This is a genomic window from Microbacterium sp. ZW CA_36, from assembly GCF_044987475.1.
Classification (GTDB): domain Bacteria; phylum Actinomycetota; class Actinomycetes; order Actinomycetales; family Microbacteriaceae; genus Microbacterium.
In genome coordinates this window covers 49,242-67,508 of the sequence record NZ_JBJDRL010000002.1, presented here as the reverse complement: position 1 = coordinate 67,508, position 18,267 = coordinate 49,242, and the positions used below count along the sequence as shown (strand labels likewise).

General features: G+C 68.0%; 14 protein-coding genes. 4 read left to right on the top strand and 10 right to left on the bottom strand.

Going from position 1 to position 18,267, the window contains the following annotated elements; genetic code table 11:
- Positions 1-62 precede the first annotated feature (62 nt).
- The 10 genes from ACI3KX_RS01790 to ACI3KX_RS01745 form a co-directional block, all read right to left on the bottom strand.
- Complete coding sequence (locus tag ACI3KX_RS01790; RefSeq protein WP_404907354.1) at positions 63-1,532, bottom strand: glycoside hydrolase family 32 protein; 1,470 nt, start codon at positions 1,530-1,532, stop codon at positions 63-65.
- A complete protein-coding gene (locus ACI3KX_RS01785) occupies positions 1,529-2,563 on the bottom strand; it encodes an ATP-binding cassette domain-containing protein (protein WP_404907352.1) in 1,035 nt (344 codons plus the stop codon). The genes ACI3KX_RS01790 and ACI3KX_RS01785 overlap by 4 nt, the downstream gene beginning before the upstream one ends.
- Entirely contained in the window at positions 2,560-3,477 is a 918-nt protein-coding gene (locus ACI3KX_RS01780; protein ID WP_404907350.1) for an ABC transporter ATP-binding protein, read from the bottom strand. The genes ACI3KX_RS01785 and ACI3KX_RS01780 overlap by 4 nt, the downstream gene beginning before the upstream one ends.
- On the bottom strand, positions 3,474-4,406 hold the full coding sequence (locus ACI3KX_RS01775) for an ABC transporter permease (RefSeq protein ID WP_363358250.1): 933 nt from the start codon (positions 4,404-4,406) through the stop codon (positions 3,474-3,476). The genes ACI3KX_RS01780 and ACI3KX_RS01775 overlap by 4 nt, the downstream gene beginning before the upstream one ends.
- A 93-nt stretch (positions 4,407-4,499) precedes the next feature.
- Positions 4,500-5,477 carry an ABC transporter permease gene (locus tag ACI3KX_RS01770; protein ID WP_363358151.1) on the bottom strand — a complete coding sequence of 326 codons (978 nt, stop codon included), beginning with the start codon at positions 5,475-5,477 and terminating at the stop codon, positions 4,500-4,502.
- Positions 5,478-5,539: 62 nt separating this feature from the next.
- Positions 5,540-7,207 carry an ABC transporter substrate-binding protein gene (locus tag ACI3KX_RS01765; protein WP_404907348.1) on the bottom strand — a complete coding sequence of 556 codons (1,668 nt, stop codon included), beginning with the start codon at positions 7,205-7,207 and terminating at the stop codon, positions 5,540-5,542.
- 64 nt (positions 7,208-7,271) lie between these two features.
- On the bottom strand, positions 7,272-8,288 hold the full coding sequence (locus tag ACI3KX_RS01760) for a LacI family DNA-binding transcriptional regulator (protein ID WP_404907346.1): 1,017 nt from the start codon (positions 8,286-8,288) through the stop codon (positions 7,272-7,274).
- A gap of 321 nt (positions 8,289-8,609) precedes the next feature.
- Positions 8,610-10,439, bottom strand: a complete 1,830-nt coding sequence (locus ACI3KX_RS01755) for a glycosyl hydrolase family 28-related protein (protein WP_404907344.1) — start codon at positions 10,437-10,439, stop codon at positions 8,610-8,612.
- Positions 10,440-10,463: 24 nt separating this feature from the next.
- The gene (locus ACI3KX_RS01750; RefSeq protein WP_404907343.1) at positions 10,464-11,846 is read right to left on the bottom strand and encodes a sulfatase; all 1,383 of its coding nucleotides are present in this window, start codon (positions 11,844-11,846) and stop codon (positions 10,464-10,466) included.
- Positions 11,843-13,657, bottom strand: a complete 1,815-nt coding sequence (locus tag ACI3KX_RS01745; protein WP_404907341.1) for a fumarylacetoacetate hydrolase family protein — start codon at positions 13,655-13,657, stop codon at positions 11,843-11,845. The genes ACI3KX_RS01750 and ACI3KX_RS01745 overlap by 4 nt, the downstream gene beginning before the upstream one ends.
- Before the next feature lie 191 nt (positions 13,658-13,848).
- Between ACI3KX_RS01745 and ACI3KX_RS01740 the strand changes: the two genes are divergently transcribed.
- The 4 genes from ACI3KX_RS01740 to ACI3KX_RS01725 are packed head-to-tail and all read left to right on the top strand — an operon-like array spanning position 13,849 to position 18,267.
- On the top strand, positions 13,849-14,916 hold the full coding sequence (locus tag ACI3KX_RS01740) for a LacI family DNA-binding transcriptional regulator (RefSeq protein ID WP_404907339.1): 1,068 nt from the start codon (positions 13,849-13,851) through the stop codon (positions 14,914-14,916).
- Positions 14,913-15,836 carry an ABC transporter permease gene (locus ACI3KX_RS01735; RefSeq protein ID WP_404907337.1) on the top strand — a complete coding sequence of 308 codons (924 nt, stop codon included), beginning with the start codon at positions 14,913-14,915 and terminating at the stop codon, positions 15,834-15,836. The genes ACI3KX_RS01740 and ACI3KX_RS01735 overlap by 4 nt, the downstream gene beginning before the upstream one ends.
- Positions 15,833-16,705 carry an ABC transporter permease gene (locus tag ACI3KX_RS01730; RefSeq protein ID WP_404907335.1) on the top strand — a complete coding sequence of 291 codons (873 nt, stop codon included), beginning with the start codon at positions 15,833-15,835 and terminating at the stop codon, positions 16,703-16,705. Before ACI3KX_RS01735 ends, ACI3KX_RS01730 begins: the two co-directional genes overlap by 4 nt.
- A 35-nt stretch (positions 16,706-16,740) precedes the next feature.
- On the top strand, positions 16,741-18,267 hold the full coding sequence (locus ACI3KX_RS01725) for an ABC transporter substrate-binding protein (RefSeq protein ID WP_363358162.1): 1,527 nt from the start codon (positions 16,741-16,743) through the stop codon (positions 18,265-18,267).

Here is an 18,267-nt window from a genome sequence, read left to right as displayed (position 1 = left end):
TTTCATCCGCGGCAGCGTCGGTGCTGCCGCCGTGTTGGTGGTGGTGATGGTGGTGCGTGGCGTCAGTTCACGGACGCCATGCGCCACACACGCAGCGTCGCCGCGGCGCCACCGACGTCGACGCAGACGCGCAGCGCGTCATCCCGCGTCGGATACGCGCGCGCGGCGAGCGGGAGGCCGTTCGCGAACGCCTCCAGGGCGGAGTGGTCCACCACGACGCGGAGACGCACGGTGTCGCCCTCGAGTCCGACGACGCCCGCGAGCGGCGTCGCGTCGACGCTGTCGTCGAGGCTGGACCGGCTCCGGTCGAGGGAGAACTCGACCTCGCCGCCGACACGACGCAGGCGGTACACGGTGCGCTCCGCGCCGTCCACGGTCGCGCGCACCGCGAGTTCGATCGAGGTGCCCGACGGAAGAGTCGCGTCGAGTTCGAGATCCAACTGGTCGCCGCCGATACCCGCCGCGCCGACCTCGCCGGCGGGGCCTTCGTAAAGGAGCTCGGTCCGCAGCGCATCGACCTCGGGCGCCGGTGCCTGATGCAGAGACCCATCTGGGCGGCCGGTGACGACGCGCGGCAGCGACATCACCCCGGACCAGCCGGCTGCGACGGCCGCGGCATCCGTCCGTCCTTCCTGCATCCACCCGAACATGAGCCGTCTGCCGGTCTCGTCGCGCATGGACTGCGGCGCGTAGAAGAACCTGCCGCCCAGGTCCAGCCGGTGCAGCGCCCGGGGTTCGAAGCGGTCGCCGCGATACCGGCCCGACCAGTAGAGCGGGTGGTGGGTCACTCCGTCGTCCCATGCGGAGAACACCAGGACGTCCGCGCCTTCCGTGGCGAACAGGTCGACGCATTCCCACATGGTCCCGGTCCAGTCTGACGCCGTCCGCGGCCGGTCGGCCGCGTCGCCGACGAGGAGCGGGCTGACATAGCGCCACGAACGCAGGTCATCCGATTCGTAGAGCAGTGCGGTGCCGCCGACGCCGCGGATGCCGGAACCGACGATCTGCCGCCATCCGCCGGTTCCATCCGCGGCCTGCTCACGCCACACGCAGTGGTCCCGGAAGGCGACGATGTCGAGATCCTCGGGCGGTGCCGCGACGACCGGGTTCCCCGGTTCCTTCGTCCACTCGACGAGGTCGTCGGACCCCGTCGCGACACAGGGCAGCTCGACCTCGCCGTGGCGCCCCGAGTAGACCAGCGTGGGCACTCCCCCGTCGTCGACGAAGACGCCGGACCAGCAGCCGTCGACGTCAGGACCGGCGGTCGGCTCGAGCGCGATCGGCAGATGCTCCCAGTTGATGAGGTCGGTGCTGCGTGCATGACCCCAGTGGATGCGGTCGTGTACCGGCGCGTAGGGGTTGTACTGGTAGAAGAGGTGGTACCAGCCGTCCCTCTGCGTGAGCCCGTTGGGGTCGTTGAGCCATCCGGCGGGCGAGACGAAGTGGAACGCGGGCCGGTGCGGGTCCGCGGCAGCGAGCTCCACGAGATCGGATGAGGTCCGGTTCGGGCTGGTCATCGGATGCGTGGTCATGCGGCGTCGTTCTCCTGATCGTGTGCGGGCTGTTCCAGTGCGGTTCCCGGGGCATCGGACGGCGGTGCGTACAGTCCGCAGCGCACCCAGTGCTCGGGCTCCTCGCTCAGCCGATGGAACACGGCCTTCTCGGCCGAGCAGCGCTCGGTCGTCTTCCCGGTCCATTGACAGCCGGTCGGGTGCAGCACCTCGCGACGAAGTCGCGCACGTTCGACGGGGTCGAACGGTTCGATGCGTTTGGGGTCGGGCACCGCCGAGATCAGCAGGCGGGTGTAGGGGTGCGCCGGGTTGGCCAGCAGCTCCATCGCATCGCCGCCCTCGACGAACTCGCCGGCGAACATCACGACGATGCGGTCGGCGAGGTAGCGCGCGGACGCGAGGTCGTGCGTGATGTAGAGCATCGAGATGCCCTGCTCCTCGCACAGCGTGCGCATCAGGTTGAGCACACCGATCCGCACCGAGACATCGAGCATCGACGTCGGCTCGTCGGCCAGGATCAGCCGCGGGTTGACCGCGAGCGCACGGGCGATCGCGATGCGCTGCCGCTGGCCGCCGGAGAGTTCGTGGGGGTAGCGGTCCAGCATCTCGTCGGGAAGCCCGACCTTCGCCATCAGCCGCTGCTTCGCGCGCTCCATTTCCGCGCGGCCGGATGCGGCACCGTGGATTCGCAGCGGACGTTCGAGGAAGTGACCGATACGGTGCACGGGATTCAGTGACCCGAACGGGTCCTGGAAGATCATCTGCACGGCCGAGCGGTACTCGCGCGTCGCACGCCGCTTCGATGTGGCGATGATGTCTTCGCCCTCGAAGAGGAACGTGCCAGCCGACGGCTGCTCGAGGCGGGCGATGCAGCGCGCGAGTGTGGACTTTCCGCTGCCGGACTCGCCGACGAGCGCGACGACCTCTCCGTGGGCGATGTCGAGGTCGACGCCGCCGAGCGCGCGGACGCGCTTGCGGGAGAACGCCCCGCCGATGGTGAACGTCTTCTCCAGTCCCCGCGCGGAGAGCACGGGCGTCTGTTGTGCGGTCATGAGATGGTCTCCGTGATCAGGGAGTCGTCGTCGCTGGGTGCAACCCAGTGGGTAGGCGTGAGCGGTTCGAGATCCGGGATGTCACGGAACCTCACTCCTTCGCCGAGACCCTGCAGACGCGTGCGTGGACCCGACATGGGCGGGAATGCGTTCATCAGGGCACGGGTGTACGGGTGCTCGGGCGTGTCGAAGATCTCGTCGGATCGAGCCGTCTCGACGAAGCGCCCCGCGTACATCACCGCCATCCGGTCGGAGAGTTCGACCATGAGCGACATGTCGTGGGTGATGAAGAGGATCGCGAACCCGAGCTCACGCTGCAGGTCCTTTATCTGCGCCATGATCTCCTGCTGCACGACGACGTCGAGCGCCGTGGTGGGCTCATCCATGATGAGCAGTGGTGGTCGCAGCGCCGTCGCCATCGCGATGACGACCCGCTGCCGCATCCCGCCCGACAGCTGGTGCGGGTACGAGCGCAGTCGATCCCGCGGGATGCCCACGAGATCGAGCAGGTCGCCGGCGCGCGCGAGCGCGGTCTTCTTCGATACGCCGTCGTGGGTGGTGAAGATGTCGACGATCTGATCGCCGACCGTCATCACCGGGTTCAGCGCGTTCATGGCGCTCTGGAAGACCATGGCCACCTTGCGCCAGCGGAACTCGCGGAGCTCCTCGGCATCCAGTGCCAGTACATCTGTGCCGGCGAAGCGGACCGACCCACCAGAGATCACGGCGGGGTCTCGCAGCAGCCGCAGGATCGCGTTGGCGATCGTCGACTTGCCGCAGCCCGACTCCCCGGCGAGGCCGAAGACCTCGCGCTCGGCGATCGAGAAGGACACCCGATCGACGGCGCGCACGGTGCGGGCCTCGGTGACGTACTCGACGGAAAGGTCCTGGATCTCGAGCAGCGGGGCGGTCATCGCACCGTCTCCTTCCGCGTGCGGGGGGCGACACGAGTGGGCGCGTCAGGGGTGGTGCGGCGGCGAGGCCGCCGCAGGCGGGGGTTGGTCGTCTCATCGACGCCGTAGTTGACGAGCGCGAGCGCGAACGCGACGAGCGCGATGCACACCCCCGGAGGAACGAACACCCACCAGGCTCCCGTCAGCAGGGCGCCGTCGTTGCTCGCCCAGTACAGGTTCGTACCCCAGCTGATGGTGCTGATGTCGCCCAGCCCCAGGAACTCGAGACCCGCCTGCGCGCCGATGCCGAAGATCACGCAGGCGAGGAACGTGCTCATGACGATCGACGCCATGTTCGGCAGCATCTCGCGGAACATGATGCGCAAGCCGCCCTCGCCGGTGACCTGCGAGGCGGCGACGAAGTCCTTGCCGCGGATCGACATGGCCTGCGAGCGGAGCACGCGGGCGGACCCCGCCCAGCCGGTGATGACGAGGACCAGGATGACGGTGCCGAGACCCTGCGGCAGAAACGCCGCGAGGATCACCAGCAGCGGCAGTCCGGGAAGGAGCAGGAACACGTTCGTGACGAGCGACAGGACGTTGTCGATCGTGCGTCCGAGGTAGGCCGATGCGAGGCCGACGAGGAGCCCGACGAACGTGGCGAGGATCCCGACGGTGAAGCCGACGAACAGCGACGAACGCGAACCCCAGATGTTCAGCGCCAGCACGTCCTGCCCCTTGGCTGTGGTTCCCAGCCAGTGTTCGGCTGACGGCGGCTGCGAGCCGATGCCCTGGATGAGCGTGGGGTCCCCGGGAGCGAGGACCGGAGCGAAGACCGCCATCAGCACGAAGAGGACGAGGATCACCAGGCCCCACGTTGCCTTCGCATTGCCGAGCAGGCCTCCCAAGAGTCCGCCTCCGCCACGGCGGCGACGCGGAGGCGTCGGCATGGCGGTGACCTGCCCATCGGGACCGGGCGGGCTGCCGAGCTCCAGCTCGGCCATGGCGCGGGGATCTTGCGCGAGTGACATCACACCCTCCGTTCAGCTCACGCGCACGCGCGGATCGAGGCGCACGTACACGATGTCGACGAGGAAGTTGGCGATCAGCACGGCCGTGGTGATCGTGAGGAAGAGTCCCTGCATGAGCGGGTAGTCGAGGTTCTGCACCGCGGCGAGCAGGGTGTAGCCGATGCCCGGGTAGGCGAAGACGACCTCGGTGAGCAGCGCGCCGCCGACGACGAAGCCCAGCGACATGCCGAATGCGGTGACGGACGGGAGCAGTGCATTGCGGGCCGCGTACTGCATCATCACGCGGTTCGCGGGCAGCCCCTTGGCTTCGGCCATCACGATGTAGTCCTCGGCGTTGGTGGCGATCATCGTGTTGCGCATGCCCAGCATCCAGCCGCCGACCGAGACGAGCACGATCGACGTGGCGGGAAGGATCAGGTGGTACGCGACGTCGCCGAGGAACGCGAGGGAGAACTCCGGGGTGGTGCCGACCTCGTACGCGTGGCGCAGCGGGAACCATCCGAGCGTGACGCCGAACAGGTAGAGCAGTCCCATCGCCAGCCAGAAGTACGGGAACGAGCCGATGAAGATGAGCAGGGGCGGCACGAACGAGTCGAGGACGCCTCCGCGGCGCCACGCGGCGAGGATGCCGAGCACGTTGCCGATGACGACGGCGATGATCAGCGACACGAAGCCGAGCAGGAAGGTCCAGCCGATGACGCTGGAGATGACGTCGATGACGGGGGTCGGGAACCGCGAGATCGAGAAGCCCAGGTTGCCCGTGAAGATCTGGCCGAGGTAGCGCAGATACTGCTCCCACAGCGGAGCGTCGCTGAGTCCGAAGGACTCTCTCAACGCCTCGATCTGGTCGGGACGGATCTGTCCCTGCAGCCGTGCCACCATGCGTGACACCGGGTCGCCCGGCATGAAACGGGGAAGGAAGAAATTGAGGGTGATCGACACCCAGAACGCCACGAGATAGAACCCGAAGCGCCGCAGCATGTAGCCCATGATGTGTCTCCTCGGCCGTCCTGCTGCGCCGCGCGGGCGACGCAGCAGGACGGCACGATGGGTCAGTCGGTGACGACGGGTTCCAGGCTGGTGAGCACCAGCACCGTCGTCCGCGAGCGCGTCGAGAGCGTCGCGTACGGGTCGTCCTCGGTCGGCCAGCCGGTGAACCGTGCCGTGCTCGCCGCACCCCACTCCGGGCCGGGGAAGAGCGGCGCAACCGGGGCGACGTCGGCGAAGAGAGCCTGCAGCTGGTTCATGATCTCGTGCTGCGTGGCTTCGTCGGATGCCGCGGCGAACTGCGCGAGGAGAGCATCGGCCTCCGCGCTGCCGAAGCGGTGGTAGTTGTCGAACGTCTGCTCGCCGACGGGCTTGACCGTCTCGGTCGACATCACACCGCGGTAGAACTGGTACGGCGTCGGAGCGTTCGCGCTCCAGACGATGCCGGAGTCGAAGGTGCCGTTCTCATACCCCGCGACGACGTCGCCCCAGTCCTTCGCGGCGACGGTGACCGTCACCCCGAGCTCGGCGAGGTTCTGCGCGATGACATTGCCCACCGACACCCAGTCGCTCGAGGTCGAGCCCACCGAGAAGTCGAAGGCGAACGGCGACCCGTCGGGTAGGACTCGCTTGCCGTCAGCGCCGAGGGCGATGCCCGCGGCATCCAACAGCTCTCGCGCACCCTCGAGATCGCGTTCGGTCCACGTGCACGAGTCCACGACGGCCTCGTCGCGCCACGTGTCGTACGAGCCGGTCAAGCCTGTGCAGTCGGCAGGGTGCGTGTAGCCCTGCATGCCGATCTCGGTGACCTGCTCGCGATCGACCGCCATCGACAACGCCTTGCGCACGTTCACGTCGTCGAACGGTGCCTTGGTGGTGTTGAACTGCCAGCTGATCATCGACCCGGTCGTCGGGAACCAGTAGAACCGGTGCTCCGGGTCTTTCGCGACGTACGCCTCCTCGATGTTGGGGATGAACTGCGGGGCCCAATCGACGTCGCCGTTGGCGGCGGCGAGGTTGGCGCCGTCGTTGCCCGCGAAGGCCAGCATCCGGATGCCCTCGATCTTCTGCTTGTCGGGCTGCCAGTAGTTCGGGTTCTTGCCAAGGTCGAACGACTGCGCCTGGAAGTTGGTGATCTCGGTGTAGGGACCGGTGCCGACCGGCTCCTCATTGGCGAACTTCGTCGGGTCGTCGACATCGCTCCAGATGTGGGCGGGAGCGATCACCTGCTGGCCGATGTCGAGCAGCGCAGGAGAGAAGGGCTGGTTGAAGTCGAACTGCACCGTGAGCGGGTCGACCGCCGTCACGGACTCGATGTAGTCGAATCCGCCGCGGACCTCTCGCTGCAGGTCGAACGACAACACGACGTCGTCGGCGACGAACGGCTCGCCGTCGGACCACTCCACTCCGTCGCGCAGGTGGTAGGTGATGCCGGTGCTGTCGGGAGCCACCTCCCACTCCGTCGCCAGCCACGGGGTGGTCGAGCCGTCGGCGGGGTTGTAGACGAGCATCGACTCGAAGATCGCCTGCTGCGTCATCGGGAAGTCGGGGTTCGCGAACGGGTTGAAATTGCGGTCGAAGGTCCCCATGTCTTCACGGGGGATCGTCAGCAGCTGGGTGCCATCCAGCGAGTCCGCAGACTCGCCTCCGCCGGCGCTGCAGCCGGACAGCGCGAGCGCGGTGGTCGCCGCCACCGTGGCGGCGATGAGCGCCGCTTTGCGGTGAACTGTCATGATGAGTGTGTTCCTTTCTTCTTCGTTGAAGCCGAAGGGGCTGCGCGTCGGACGAGATGTCCAGTCACACCGACGCGCGTTCTAGGAGCGGGCAGTCGACCGTCACGGTTCCCGTGCCGGTCGACTGACCCGCGATGATCGCGGCGAGGAGGTCCACGCCGCGGGCGCCCATCTGTTCGAAGGGCAGTGCCACCGTCGTCAGGCCCGGTCTCAGGTAGGCCGCGATGAGCTCCTGATTATCGAATCCGATGACGGCGATGTCCTGGGGAATGCGCAGGCCGCGTTCCTTGATCGCGTCGTATGCGCCCATCGCCATCCGGTCGTTGGCGCAGAAGATCGCGGTGGGCGGGTCGGAGAGATCCAGAAGAGCGGATGCTGCGGTGTACCCGCCGTCGGCCGTCGCATGTCCCGAGATCTCGAGCTTCTCGTCGGGCGCGACACCTGCCTCCCGAAGCACCTCGTGGTAGCCGATGCGTCTGCCGACCGCCGCGGGGATGTCGGGATCGAGGTTGATGAAGCCGATGCGGCGGTGACCGGCCGCGAGGAGGCGCTCTGTCGCCCGACGTCCGCCCGTGCGCTCGTCGGGGACGATGGCGGGATACCGACCCTCGGCATCGAAGCAGTTGATGAGGACGGTCGGCACCTCACGTGCGATCTCGGGAATCTCGACGGCGCGATGCCATGTCGCGGCATAGAGGAGTCCTTCGACGCGCTGCTCGAGCAGCCGCTCGATGGCCGCCGTCTCCGCAGCGGGGTCGGACTCGGTGGACGCGATCAGCAGGTACTTCTCATCGACGAGGGCGCGATCCTGCGCTCCTTTGATGATGTCGACAGCGAACGGCGCGGTCACGATCTCCGTGACGAGGCCGTACCAGTCGCTCTGCTTCTTGGCGAGTGCGCGCGCGCCCGCGTTGGGACGGTAGCCGAGTTCGGCCGCGGCGGCCAGTACGCGATCGCGGGTGTCCTCGGCGATGCTGACAGAGCGTCGGTCGTTGAGCACGAACGAGACGGCCGAGCGGGACACGCCGGCGTGCCGCGCGACATCCGCCATCGTCACCGGGCGCCGGGTCGTCTCTGACATCTGCGGTTCCTTCATTGGATGCGCGGGCTAACTAACGCGCGTGAGTTCGAGGCAATCTGAGACTAACGCGGGTTAGCGCCGCACGCAACTCTCTTCCGAGAACCAGAACGGGGTGGGCGTCGCAGTCCAGGCCAAGACCGACTCTGAACGTCAGTTACGTCGGCAGCACAGCCCCGGGCCGGTGATATCTCTTCCAGGTGGACACACGGTGGACACAAGCCGGGTAAGTCGAGGTCAAGATGGTTGGCCGAACGCACCCCGCCCCCGAAGGTGTGTCTCTTGACCTCCGAGGGCGAGGCGCTTGCGTGCCTCCGGCGACGTCTACACGGGGTTTCCGAGCACCACGCGCAGCCATCTGGTTCCGTCCGACACCGCGAGCACGCTCGTGCCGGCGGCATCCGTTACCATCGCCATCGCACCCAGCGCAGGCTGCGGCCTCGGCCCCGCCGCGAGCTGGACGCCGTGGGCGAACACGGTGCGCATTCGGTTCTCGGCCGAGCCGAGATCACGGGCGTTGTCGGCAGTCGGCGTGATGCCCGTTATGTCGACGCGCATCGCGGCGACGCCGTTCTCGTCGTCCGTGGAGCACAGCAGGTCGACGGCGGTCGATCCGACCTCGTTCACGGGAACGACGCGCATGCCGCCCTTCACGCCCGGCCCGGCGCCCGCGCTCTGATCCGAGGCGGCGACGAATGCTCCGTACGCGTCTGCCCCGACGTCGTGGACACCGGTCGTGGTGGCGCGGACGACGATCGCTGCGTTGGCGGCTGCCGTCACCTCCTGCTCCATCGCACCGGGACGGCGCCGCTCGATGACATTGTCGGCCCCGATCACCTGCGCCCACACCACACCCGCCGTGTTGTCGAAGGTGTTGCCCGTGATCGTGGAGCGGGTGAGGGTCCCGGTCACCCGCACCGGCGGCGCTTCGGTCACGGGGTTCGCTCCGAACAGGTTGCCGAGGAGCGACACATCCGTCGCATCGCCGTTGATGCGGACGGCGCCCCAGCGCTCATCCTGATCCAGGTTCCAGTTGTCGAAGGAGTTCCCTGAGATCGTGATCTCCGCAGCGGCGGCCGCGAAGTACACCGGAGAACGGGTGACCCAGTTGAAGGTGTTCCCGGTGATCGCGACGTTGCGTGCCTGCACGGCGGTGTCGAACGCGATCGAGTACGGCGGCCGCCCGCCACCGGTCGGCTCACCGCCGCCGAGCACGTTCCCGGTGAAGGTGAGGTTCGTTCCCCCCGCAGTGATGTTGATCAGCGCACCGCCCGAGCCGTTCTCGACCACGTTGCCCGTGAAGGTCGAGTTGATGATGCCGCCCTCGAACAGCCGACGCCCGATGTCGAGCACGTTGTTGGCGATGATCGCGCCGCGGAAGCTCCCCGCGTTCTCCCCCGTCGTCCGGATCGCGGTTCCCATGCTGTGGAAGTGGTTGCCCTCGATCAGCCACTTGCGCATGCCATACGGCAGGAGGTGCACGCCGGTGCCGGAGACGCCGGCCGTGGGCCACGAGATGTCGATGCCGAAATCGCCGACGGCGACCAGGTTGTTCGTGAACACGAGCCCACGACCCACGTGCCTGAGCGCGAGGTAGAACTCGATGAAGGTGCACTCCGTCACAACGAGATCGACGTCGTCGGTGTTCGCGCCCACTCGGTTGGCATCGCGCGCCGACTGCACCGCGACGGTGTTCTTCAGACTGGCCGGCGCCACGAAGCAGAGCCCCCGCAGTGCGGCGAGGGGAGCTCGCATCTCGAGTCCCGTCCCGTCGAAGTCGACATCGATGATCGACACCCGGGAGCTCATGGTGCTCGCACCGGCCAGCACGATGCGGTTGAAGTTGTCGCCCCCGAGTCCTTCGACGTCGGGCACGACCAGCGTGCGCGTGATGCGGTAGGTCCCCGGAGGGAAGAACACGATCTTGTTCGGACGCGTGAGCTGGGCGTCGATGGCCTGCTGGATGGCATCCGTGTCATCAGCGACCCCGTCCCCGACCGCGCCGAACTCCTGCGGGGTCGTTCCCATCAGCGCGTCGGCGGTGGCCTCGGCCGCCGCGGCAGGCTGTGAGGGAGACAGCTGTCCGGCCATGGTGGCACCGAGCGCGGCTATGCCTGCCGCACCCATCACGTGCCGTCTACTGAGCGTTGACATTCCTCGTCCTACTCCTTCGGTCGTTCACGCACCTGCGGTGGTCAGGAACTGCACGGCCGCGGCATGGTGCGGGGATCGCGGCCCCTGGGAAAGCAGTGGGTCGTCCACGTCGCGCATCCACCCGAGCATTGCTGCGGCGAGCTCGTCGCGGATCCTCGCGTTGCGAGGCGACGCGGCGATGTCGAGCTCTTCGCCGGGATCGACCTCGAGGTCGTAGAGCTCGACGAGCGGACTGGTGCGCATGCCGCCCTTCGTCAGGTCACGCACCGAACTGCGCCGCAGCCACGACTGGGTGGCATCCATCGGGTTGGGGGCGTTGTCGAAGTTGACGATGAGCTTGTACTTGTCGGAGCGCACCGAGCGTCGGGGGCTGTAGTAGTCGTGATAGGTCAGCTGCCCGAAGACGTGCGGGTGCGCGGTCGCCGCCGACTCGACCACCGGCACGAGACTCGTGCCGTCGGGGTCGTCGTCGGGTCGGAGGCCGAGCAGCCCGAGCGCGGTGGGCCGCACGTCGAGGTGGCTCACGAGTCCACCGACGCGAACTCCGCTCCACGCATGTCTGCCGGGCGCGTGCACGATGAGAGCGACCTCCAGTCCCGGGTCGTAGAGGGTGCACTTCGCACGTGGCAGCGCGAGCCCGTGATCCGTGGTGAAGACGACGATCGTCTCGTCGGCGAGTCCGAGTCTCTCGACAGCGTCCAGCACCCGGCCGACGTGCTCATCCAGATAGCGCACCGCCCCTTGCAGCTCGGCGATCTCGGCGCGGGCGCCGTCGTCGTCGCGAAGGTAGCCCGGCACCCCGTGGCCACGCGAGGAGTCGGGCTCGATGTAGCCGCCGAGGAATCCCATGACGCCGGGCTCGTCCCGCGGGTCCGGCGCGCGATGGGGCTCGAAGAATCCGACCTGCAGATAGAAGGGCCGGGAATCACCGGCGTACCGGGACAGAGCGTCGATCGCACGGTCGCCCACGACGATTCCTGACCGCTCCGAGCGCGAACCTCCCGCGCCGGTCGACTCCACATGGTCGAATCCCAGGCGTTGCGCCACGACATCCTCGTCGAGCACCCGTGACTCGTGCTGCACCCCGATCAGGTGGGTGCGGAATCCCTCGCGCTTCAGCCGTGTCGCGAGGTGCGACGACGGATCGGCGAGATCCCAGTCGAACGGCGAGTGAGTGAGGCCGAGCACGCCGTTGCGCTGCGGGTAGGTCCCGGTGAAGAGGGAAGCGCGCGCCGGGCTGCATTGCGGCGAGGTGGCGAACGCGTCGTCGAAGACCGCCGACCGTGCGGCGAGCGCGTCGAGGTTCGGCGTCGACACGGTCTGCACTCCGTACGCGCCGAGGAAGCGTCCCAAGTCATGGCAGTGGAGGATGAGGAGGTTCTGATGGATGCCGCGGCCCGCTGTCATGCGGATGCCTCCCCGTCCGTCGCCCCGCCCGCACCTGCCCGTACGATCTCGGCGCGCACGCGCCCGAGACCCTCGATCTCGCCGGCGACGACGCCTCCGCTCACCGGCAGTCGCAGCGTGGCGGCCGTGCGGCCGAGCAGGATCACGTCGCCGGGAAACAGCGTCGTCACCGCCGAGATCGTGGCGAGCATCTCAGCTGCGCCGTCTAGGTAATCGTCGGTGGAGCCGGAGACGGACTCGTCGCCCGCGTCCAGACGCATGCGACGCCCGCGCCATCTGCCGGATTGCGGCTCGAGCGCACCGATCACGTTGAAGCCGTCGCCCCACCGGCCGTACACGGCGGGGATGTGCCGTTCGCCGAGCCGGGCGGGTTCGGCAACGGCGTCGCCGAACGACTCGTCGCACAGCGACACGACTGGCGAGAGGCCGGCGATGTACGACTCCGCATCGTCCGGGTCGACGTCCGACGCGAGCCGGCCGATGATCGCCGCGAGCTCGATCGTCACCTCGACGACCGTCGCGCGAGCAGGCAGCACCACGCGCGATCCGTCTGCCCCGAGAGAGCTCGCCGGTCCGGTGAAGAAGCGAGGGACCTGCAGTCGCGGCAGACCTTCGCCCGGCGCGCCGATGTGATTGCCGAAGGCCGTGAACACATGCCGGGCATCGTCGGGATGCCAGGTGGCGGCGTCCGTCGGCGGTTCCTGCGCCGCGCGCCTGATCGCGTAGGACGGATGCCGGTCGAACGGCACGCGCTCACCGACCGGCACCACCTGGACGGGGTTGCGCAGGACGCCCAGCTGCTCGATTTCCGATTCGAGCACGACCTCGCGGCGCTCGACGACCTCACGCGGGATCGCCAGCCCGTCGACGCCCATGGTGCCGAGATGGAGGATGTCGCCGGGATGCAGCGTGGCGAACGAGGAGTACCACTGGATGACCCGTTCGACCCCGAGGATCGTCGCCGAAGTGTGCGCACGGTCGCGCTGGCGCCCGTCCTGCCGCGTGTACACGAGCAGGTCGTACGGATCGCCGACCTCGTCCTTCGTGACGAGAAAGGGCCCCACCGGGCACAGCGTGTCGGCGATCTTCCCGCCCCAAGACGCCGTGGCCTGGAAGAACCAATCACCGTACTCGGCGGGCAGGCTGTAGCCGCGCCCCGCGTTCCCCGGCACTCGGCCGTAGTAGTACGTGCCCGCCACGTCGGTCACATTCGTATAGCCGGCGACATGGCGCATCGCCTCGTTCAGCGGGATCTCCCGCCCTCCCCGGCCGATGATCACCCCGAGCTCGACATTGAACGACATGAGCGGATCGTGATGTCCGTTGCGCATGAGCACGGCGGCTCCCGCGCCCACGACACTCCCCTGCGGGCGCTGGTGCGCCACGGGGAACAGGTTCAGATGCTCGATGCGCGGATTGGCTCGGGCGAAGGACGGCGAGTTGGTGACGAGCCCGAGGCACAGCCGCGGGCGCGGGATGGGCGCGAGCAGCTCGACGTCGGCGACCGCGTGCGAGATCGTGTCGAGGATCGTGGCATCGGACTGGGAGGCGAACCGCGCCAGGAAGCGCTCCAGCCGGTCGAGCACGGCCATTCCCTCATCGCCGAGCGCGAGGAATTCCGCGAGCGTGCCGGGCCACGTGCCCAGGAAGCTCGGCCGGCTCGCCGCATAGCCGCTCGTCCCGCCTCCGCTCCCGGCGAGCGCCGCCTCGGCAAGGCCGGGTTCGACGATGCGCAGCTCCGCGGTGACGGGGTCCGCCCACACGAATCCCCACTGTTCGGAGTTCTCGTGCAGGAATGTCGCGAGCTTCACTGAGCTCCTTCGCTCGTGGTTTGATCACTTCATCGTTTCGTATTAGTGATTGGCAGGGTAACGGCATCCAGAACCGCCTTGCAAGGGGAGATCGCGACCGAAGTTTGGCCAGGAATCGACGCTTGACGCCTTCGAAGGGGCTCATATACAGTCGGGAACGCCCATTTCCTAATACGTAACGGAGCGTTCAGTTGGGGACACGACAGGGAAGCCGCCGTCCGACACAGGTCGAGATCGCGCGTCGTGCCGGGGTGTCGCAGGCGACGGTGTCGCTCGTCATCAACGGCCACGGCTCGCAGGTGTCGGCCGATCGCCGCGAGGCCGTGCTGGCCGTCATCGCGGAGCTCGGGTACACCGTGAACACCGCGGCGCGCAGCCTTCGCGGCAAGGGGAACCGCATCCTCGGCCTCTACACGTTCGAGCCGGTGTTCCCGGTGAGCGAGCGGGACTTCTACTTCCCGTTCCTCCAAGGGGTCGAGGCCGAGGCTGCACTGCTGGGCTACGACATGCTGCTCTTCACGTCGGCCGGCGGATCGACGGAGCGCAGCATCTACGCCGGAGGGTCCAACCGCCTGCTCAAGTCGGACGGATGCGTCCTTCTCGGTCGCCACCTCGCGCGTGACGAGCTCGCGCGGCTCTCACGCGAGGACTTCCCCTACGTCTTCATCGGCCGACGCGAAGTCGAGGGGGTCCGCCTCTCGTACGTCGGTGCCGACTATGCGAACGCCACGAAGACGATGGTGCAGCGGCTCGCCGCGATGGGCCACAGCCGCATCCTGCTGGTGCGCCGCGCGGAGGGGGCGGAGCCCGGCCTCGACCGTGCCGCCGGTCATCGCGCAGGCCTCGAAGCAGCCGGCCTGCCCTTCACGCCCGACCTGGTGCACCAGGTCGGAGACGGGTCCGAGATCGATGCCGAACTGCTGCGCTCGTGGACGGATGCCGGAATCACCGCGATCCTCGTAGAGCCGCGCGAGGCCGATGGCATCGGCCGCGCACTCGAGCTCGCCGCAGCGAGCGCCGGCATCCGCATCCCCACCGATCTGTCGGTGGCCTTCCTCGGTGAAGCGCCGGGGTCGACGCCCACGCGGATCTGGACCGGGCTCGCGCTGCCGCGGGCGGAGATGGGGCAGGAAGCCGTCCGGATGCTCATCACCCTCCTCGAGGACCGCGATGCCGGGCCGTTGCAGAAGCTCCTGCCCTGCGAGCCGGTCGACGGGAACTCGATCGCCCTCGCCTCGTCCGTCTCGGTGCACACGTGACCCGATACATGCTCAGGGCCGTGGGAAGCGGACTGTTCATCATCTGGGGCGCCGTCACGCTCGTGTTCATCATCGTCCGCATGGTGCCTGGCGACCAGGCGACGATCCTGCTCGGACCCGATGCGACCACCGAGGAAGTCGAGGCCCTGCGGGAGGAGCTCGGCCTGAACGCGCCGCTGCTGGTGCAGTACGGGCTGTATCTGGTCAATGTGCTGCAGCTCGACTTCGGCGACTCCTATCGCTTCGGCCAGCCTGCACTGGAGCTCGTCATGAGCCGGCTTCCGGCCACCATCGAGCTCACCCTCGCAGCGACCGCCATCGCGCTGTTCGGTCTCGTGCTGGGCGCGCTCGCCGGGTCTCGCCCCGGCTCACTGCGCGACCGGGGGATCTCCGGCCTCGCCCTCACGCTGCAGGCGATGCCGACGTTCTGGGTCGGCATCATGCTCATCCTGCTGTTCTCCCTCGAGCTGCAGGTGCTGCCGAGCTCGGGCACCGGCAGCTGGGCCCACCTCGTACTGCCGGCGGTGACGCTCGCCGCGCCTTTCATCGCGCTGCTCACCCGTATCGCGAGGAGCAGCGTCGTGGAGACGATGTCGGAGGGGTACGTGCAGACCGCTCGCTCCAAGGGGCTCTCCGAGCGTCGCGTGCTCACCGGTCACGTGATGCGCAACTCCTCGATCCCGATCGTCACGATCTTCGGCCTGCAGGTCGGCGCACTGCTCGGCGGTGCCGTCATCGTCGAGAACGTGTTCGCGTGGCCGGGACTGGGCACACTCCTCGTGTCGGCCGTGTCGAATCGCGACTACGCGATCGTCCAGGCAGGGACTCTGGTCGCCGCGACGATCGTCGTGATCCTCAATCTCACCGTCGACCTGCTCTACGCGCAGCTCGACCCGCGGATCCGGCTGGTGCGCTCATGACCGCCATCTCACTGACCAGCGTCTTCGCGGGCCGCGGACGCCGACTGAGCGCGACCGCCGGCATGATTCCGCTCGCGATCATCGGCATGTACGTGCTCGTGGCCCTCATCGGACCGCTCGTGATCTCGTACGATCCCGTCTTCACCTCGGTCGGCGACCGTCTGCTGCCGCCCGGGTCTGTCGGCGCCGACGGCGCCTTCTACCCGCTCGGCACGGACGGTCTCGGCCGCGACATGGTCGGCCAGCTCGTGTACGGCACCCGCACCTCCCTCATCATCGGCACGTGCGTCGTCGTCATCTCAGGGTTCGTCGGCGTGCTGTTGGGCACCATCGCCGGCTACTTCAGCGGCTGGGTCGACGTCGCGGTGTCGCGCCTGATCGACGTGCTGCTCGCGTTTCCCGGCATCCTGCTCGCCATCATCATCACGGGCGTCTTCGAGCGCAGCATGCTCGTCGTGATCATCGCCCTCTCTGTGGCGAACTGGATCGGCTTCGCGAGGCTCTCTCGCGGGCTCGGCCTCTCATTGCGCGAACGCCCCTGGGTCGATGCCGCACGGCTCATCGGAGTGCGCACGCCACTTCTCCTGGGCCGGCACATCGCACCGTTCGTCCTCGGCCCGATCGTCGCGCTCGCCACCACCGAGTTCGCCGGCGCGGTGCTCGCCGAAGCAGGGCTCAGCTTCCTGGGCCTGGGGCTGCCACCCTCCTCGGTGTCGTGGGGGCAGACCATCGCCGAAGGACGTACATACCTCGGCAGCGCCTGGTGGATCTCGACCTTTCCCGGCATCGCCCTGAGCGGACTCGTCATCTGCGCAGGGCTGCTCGGAGACCGGCTCACCGCTCGCTTCACCAGCGGTGATCACAGATGAACCCGACAACGAAGTCACGCAAGGAGAAGAAGAGAATGCACAGCACAAGAACCGCACTCTCCGTGGTGGGCGCGGCGATCGCCGTCCTCGCTCTCGCGGGGTGCACCACCACCACAACCACCGGGTCCCCCGACACATCGGAAGCGCCACTCGCCGAGGAACAGGAGCTCATCGTCGGCGTGCAGTTCCCGATCGAGGGCCTGGACCCGCACGGCGCCCTGTCGCAGGACGGCGGAACCGGCCTCGCGGCAGAGGCGATCTTCAGCAACCTGCTCAAGACGACAGGGGCAGGCGAGTTCGAGGGCGAACTCGCGGAGTCGTGGGAGTCCAACGAGGACGCGAGCGAATGGACGTTCACACTCCGCGACGACATCGTGTTCTCGGACGAGACGCCCGTGACGTCGGAGGACGTCGTGGCATCGTTCGAGCGGCTCCTGGCGCTTGCCGGGCCGCTCGCCGGCAACTTCAAGGACTACACGGTCGCGGCTCCGGATGAGACCACCGTCGTCTTCACTCCCCCGGCCTCGGACGCCGCGCTGCTCGGCAAGCTGGTCAACTTCGTCGTCACCCCCGCCGACGTCGACGAGGCGAGCTTCAGCGAGCCGGTCGGATCCGGAGCCTTCATGGTGGACGAGTTCGTGCCCGGATCGTCGCTCCGGCTCGTACCCAACCCGAACTACTGGGACGGGGTGCCGACCCTCGAGTCGCTCGAGATGCGCACGATCCCCGAGCTCGCGGCGCGCATCACAGCGCTGCAGACCGGAGAGATCCAAGCCGCGTGGGGAATGCCCGACGATCAGGTCACCATGCTCCGTGAGGACAGCGGACTCGTCGTCGAGACCATCCCCAGCGCCGCGGTCCTCACGATGTGGATGAACAGCTCGACGCCGGCACTCGCCGACGCCGAGGTGCGCCGGGCCCTGTGGCAGGCGGTCGATTTCGAGACGATCATCGCCAGCCTCTTCCCCGAGACAGGCAGCCTCGCCGACTCGCCGGTGGCACCGAATGTCCTCGGCTACGCGCCGCAGGAGGCAGTTGGGTTCGACCCCGAGGCGGCGAAGGCCGCCCTGGACGAGGCCGGGTTCGACTACTCGACCGTCCTGCGCTTCCAGTACTCGCAGCCGCAGTTCGCCGAAGTCACGAAGGCCGTCGCCTCCGACCTCGCCGAGATCGGAGTGCAGGTCGAAGTGCTCGAGAAGGAACAGGCGGTGTTCCTCGAGGACCTCCTCGCGCTGAACTGGGACATCAACATCCAGCAGCTCGGCTCGGCGGGCTTCGACGCCGCGACCAACCTCGGACGCCTGTACACCTGCGCCGCCAACCGCATGGGCTACTGCAACCCGGACCTCGACGAGCTCCTGGCCGCTGCAGGATCGACCGGTGATGTGGAGGAGCGCGAAGCGCTCTACGCCGACGCGATCGAGATCATCTGGAACGACGCCGTGGGCATGTACCCGATGTTCGTGGAGACGGCGTACGCGTGGCAGAGCAACGTGCAGGGTTTCGAGCCGGCGCCGGACGGCCGCGTCGACTTCTCCGGCGTCTCGATCGCAGCCGAGTAG

Bases quoted from the DNA above. Each gene is read 5' to 3' on its own strand.
- ACI3KX_RS01790 (WP_404907354.1), bottom strand. From the start codon at position 1,532: ATGACCACGCATCCGATGACCAGCCCGAACCGGACCTCATCCGATCTC.
- ACI3KX_RS01785 (WP_404907352.1), bottom strand. From the start codon at position 2,563: ATGACCGCACAACAGACGCCCGTGCTCTCCGCGCGGGGACTGGAGAAG.
- ACI3KX_RS01780 (WP_404907350.1), bottom strand. From the start codon at position 3,477: ATGACCGCCCCGCTGCTCGAGATCCAGGACCTTTCCGTCGAGTACGTC.
- ACI3KX_RS01775 (WP_363358250.1), bottom strand. From the start codon at position 4,406: ATGCCGACGCCTCCGCGTCGCCGCCGTGGCGGAGGCGGACTCTTGGGA.
- ACI3KX_RS01770 (WP_363358151.1), bottom strand. From the start codon at position 5,477: ATGGGCTACATGCTGCGGCGCTTCGGGTTCTATCTCGTGGCGTTCTGG.
- ACI3KX_RS01765 (WP_404907348.1), bottom strand. From the start codon at position 7,207: ATGACAGTTCACCGCAAAGCGGCGCTCATCGCCGCCACGGTGGCGGCG.
- ACI3KX_RS01760 (WP_404907346.1), bottom strand. From the start codon at position 8,288: ATGTCAGAGACGACCCGGCGCCCGGTGACGATGGCGGATGTCGCGCGG.
- ACI3KX_RS01755 (WP_404907344.1), bottom strand. From the start codon at position 10,439: ATGTCAACGCTCAGTAGACGGCACGTGATGGGTGCGGCAGGCATAGCC.
- ACI3KX_RS01750 (WP_404907343.1), bottom strand. From the start codon at position 11,846: ATGACAGCGGGCCGCGGCATCCATCAGAACCTCCTCATCCTCCACTGC.
- ACI3KX_RS01730 (WP_404907335.1), top strand. From the start codon at position 15,833: ATGACCGCCATCTCACTGACCAGCGTCTTCGCGGGCCGCGGACGCCGA.
- ACI3KX_RS01725 (WP_363358162.1), top strand. From the start codon at position 16,741: ATGCACAGCACAAGAACCGCACTCTCCGTGGTGGGCGCGGCGATCGCC.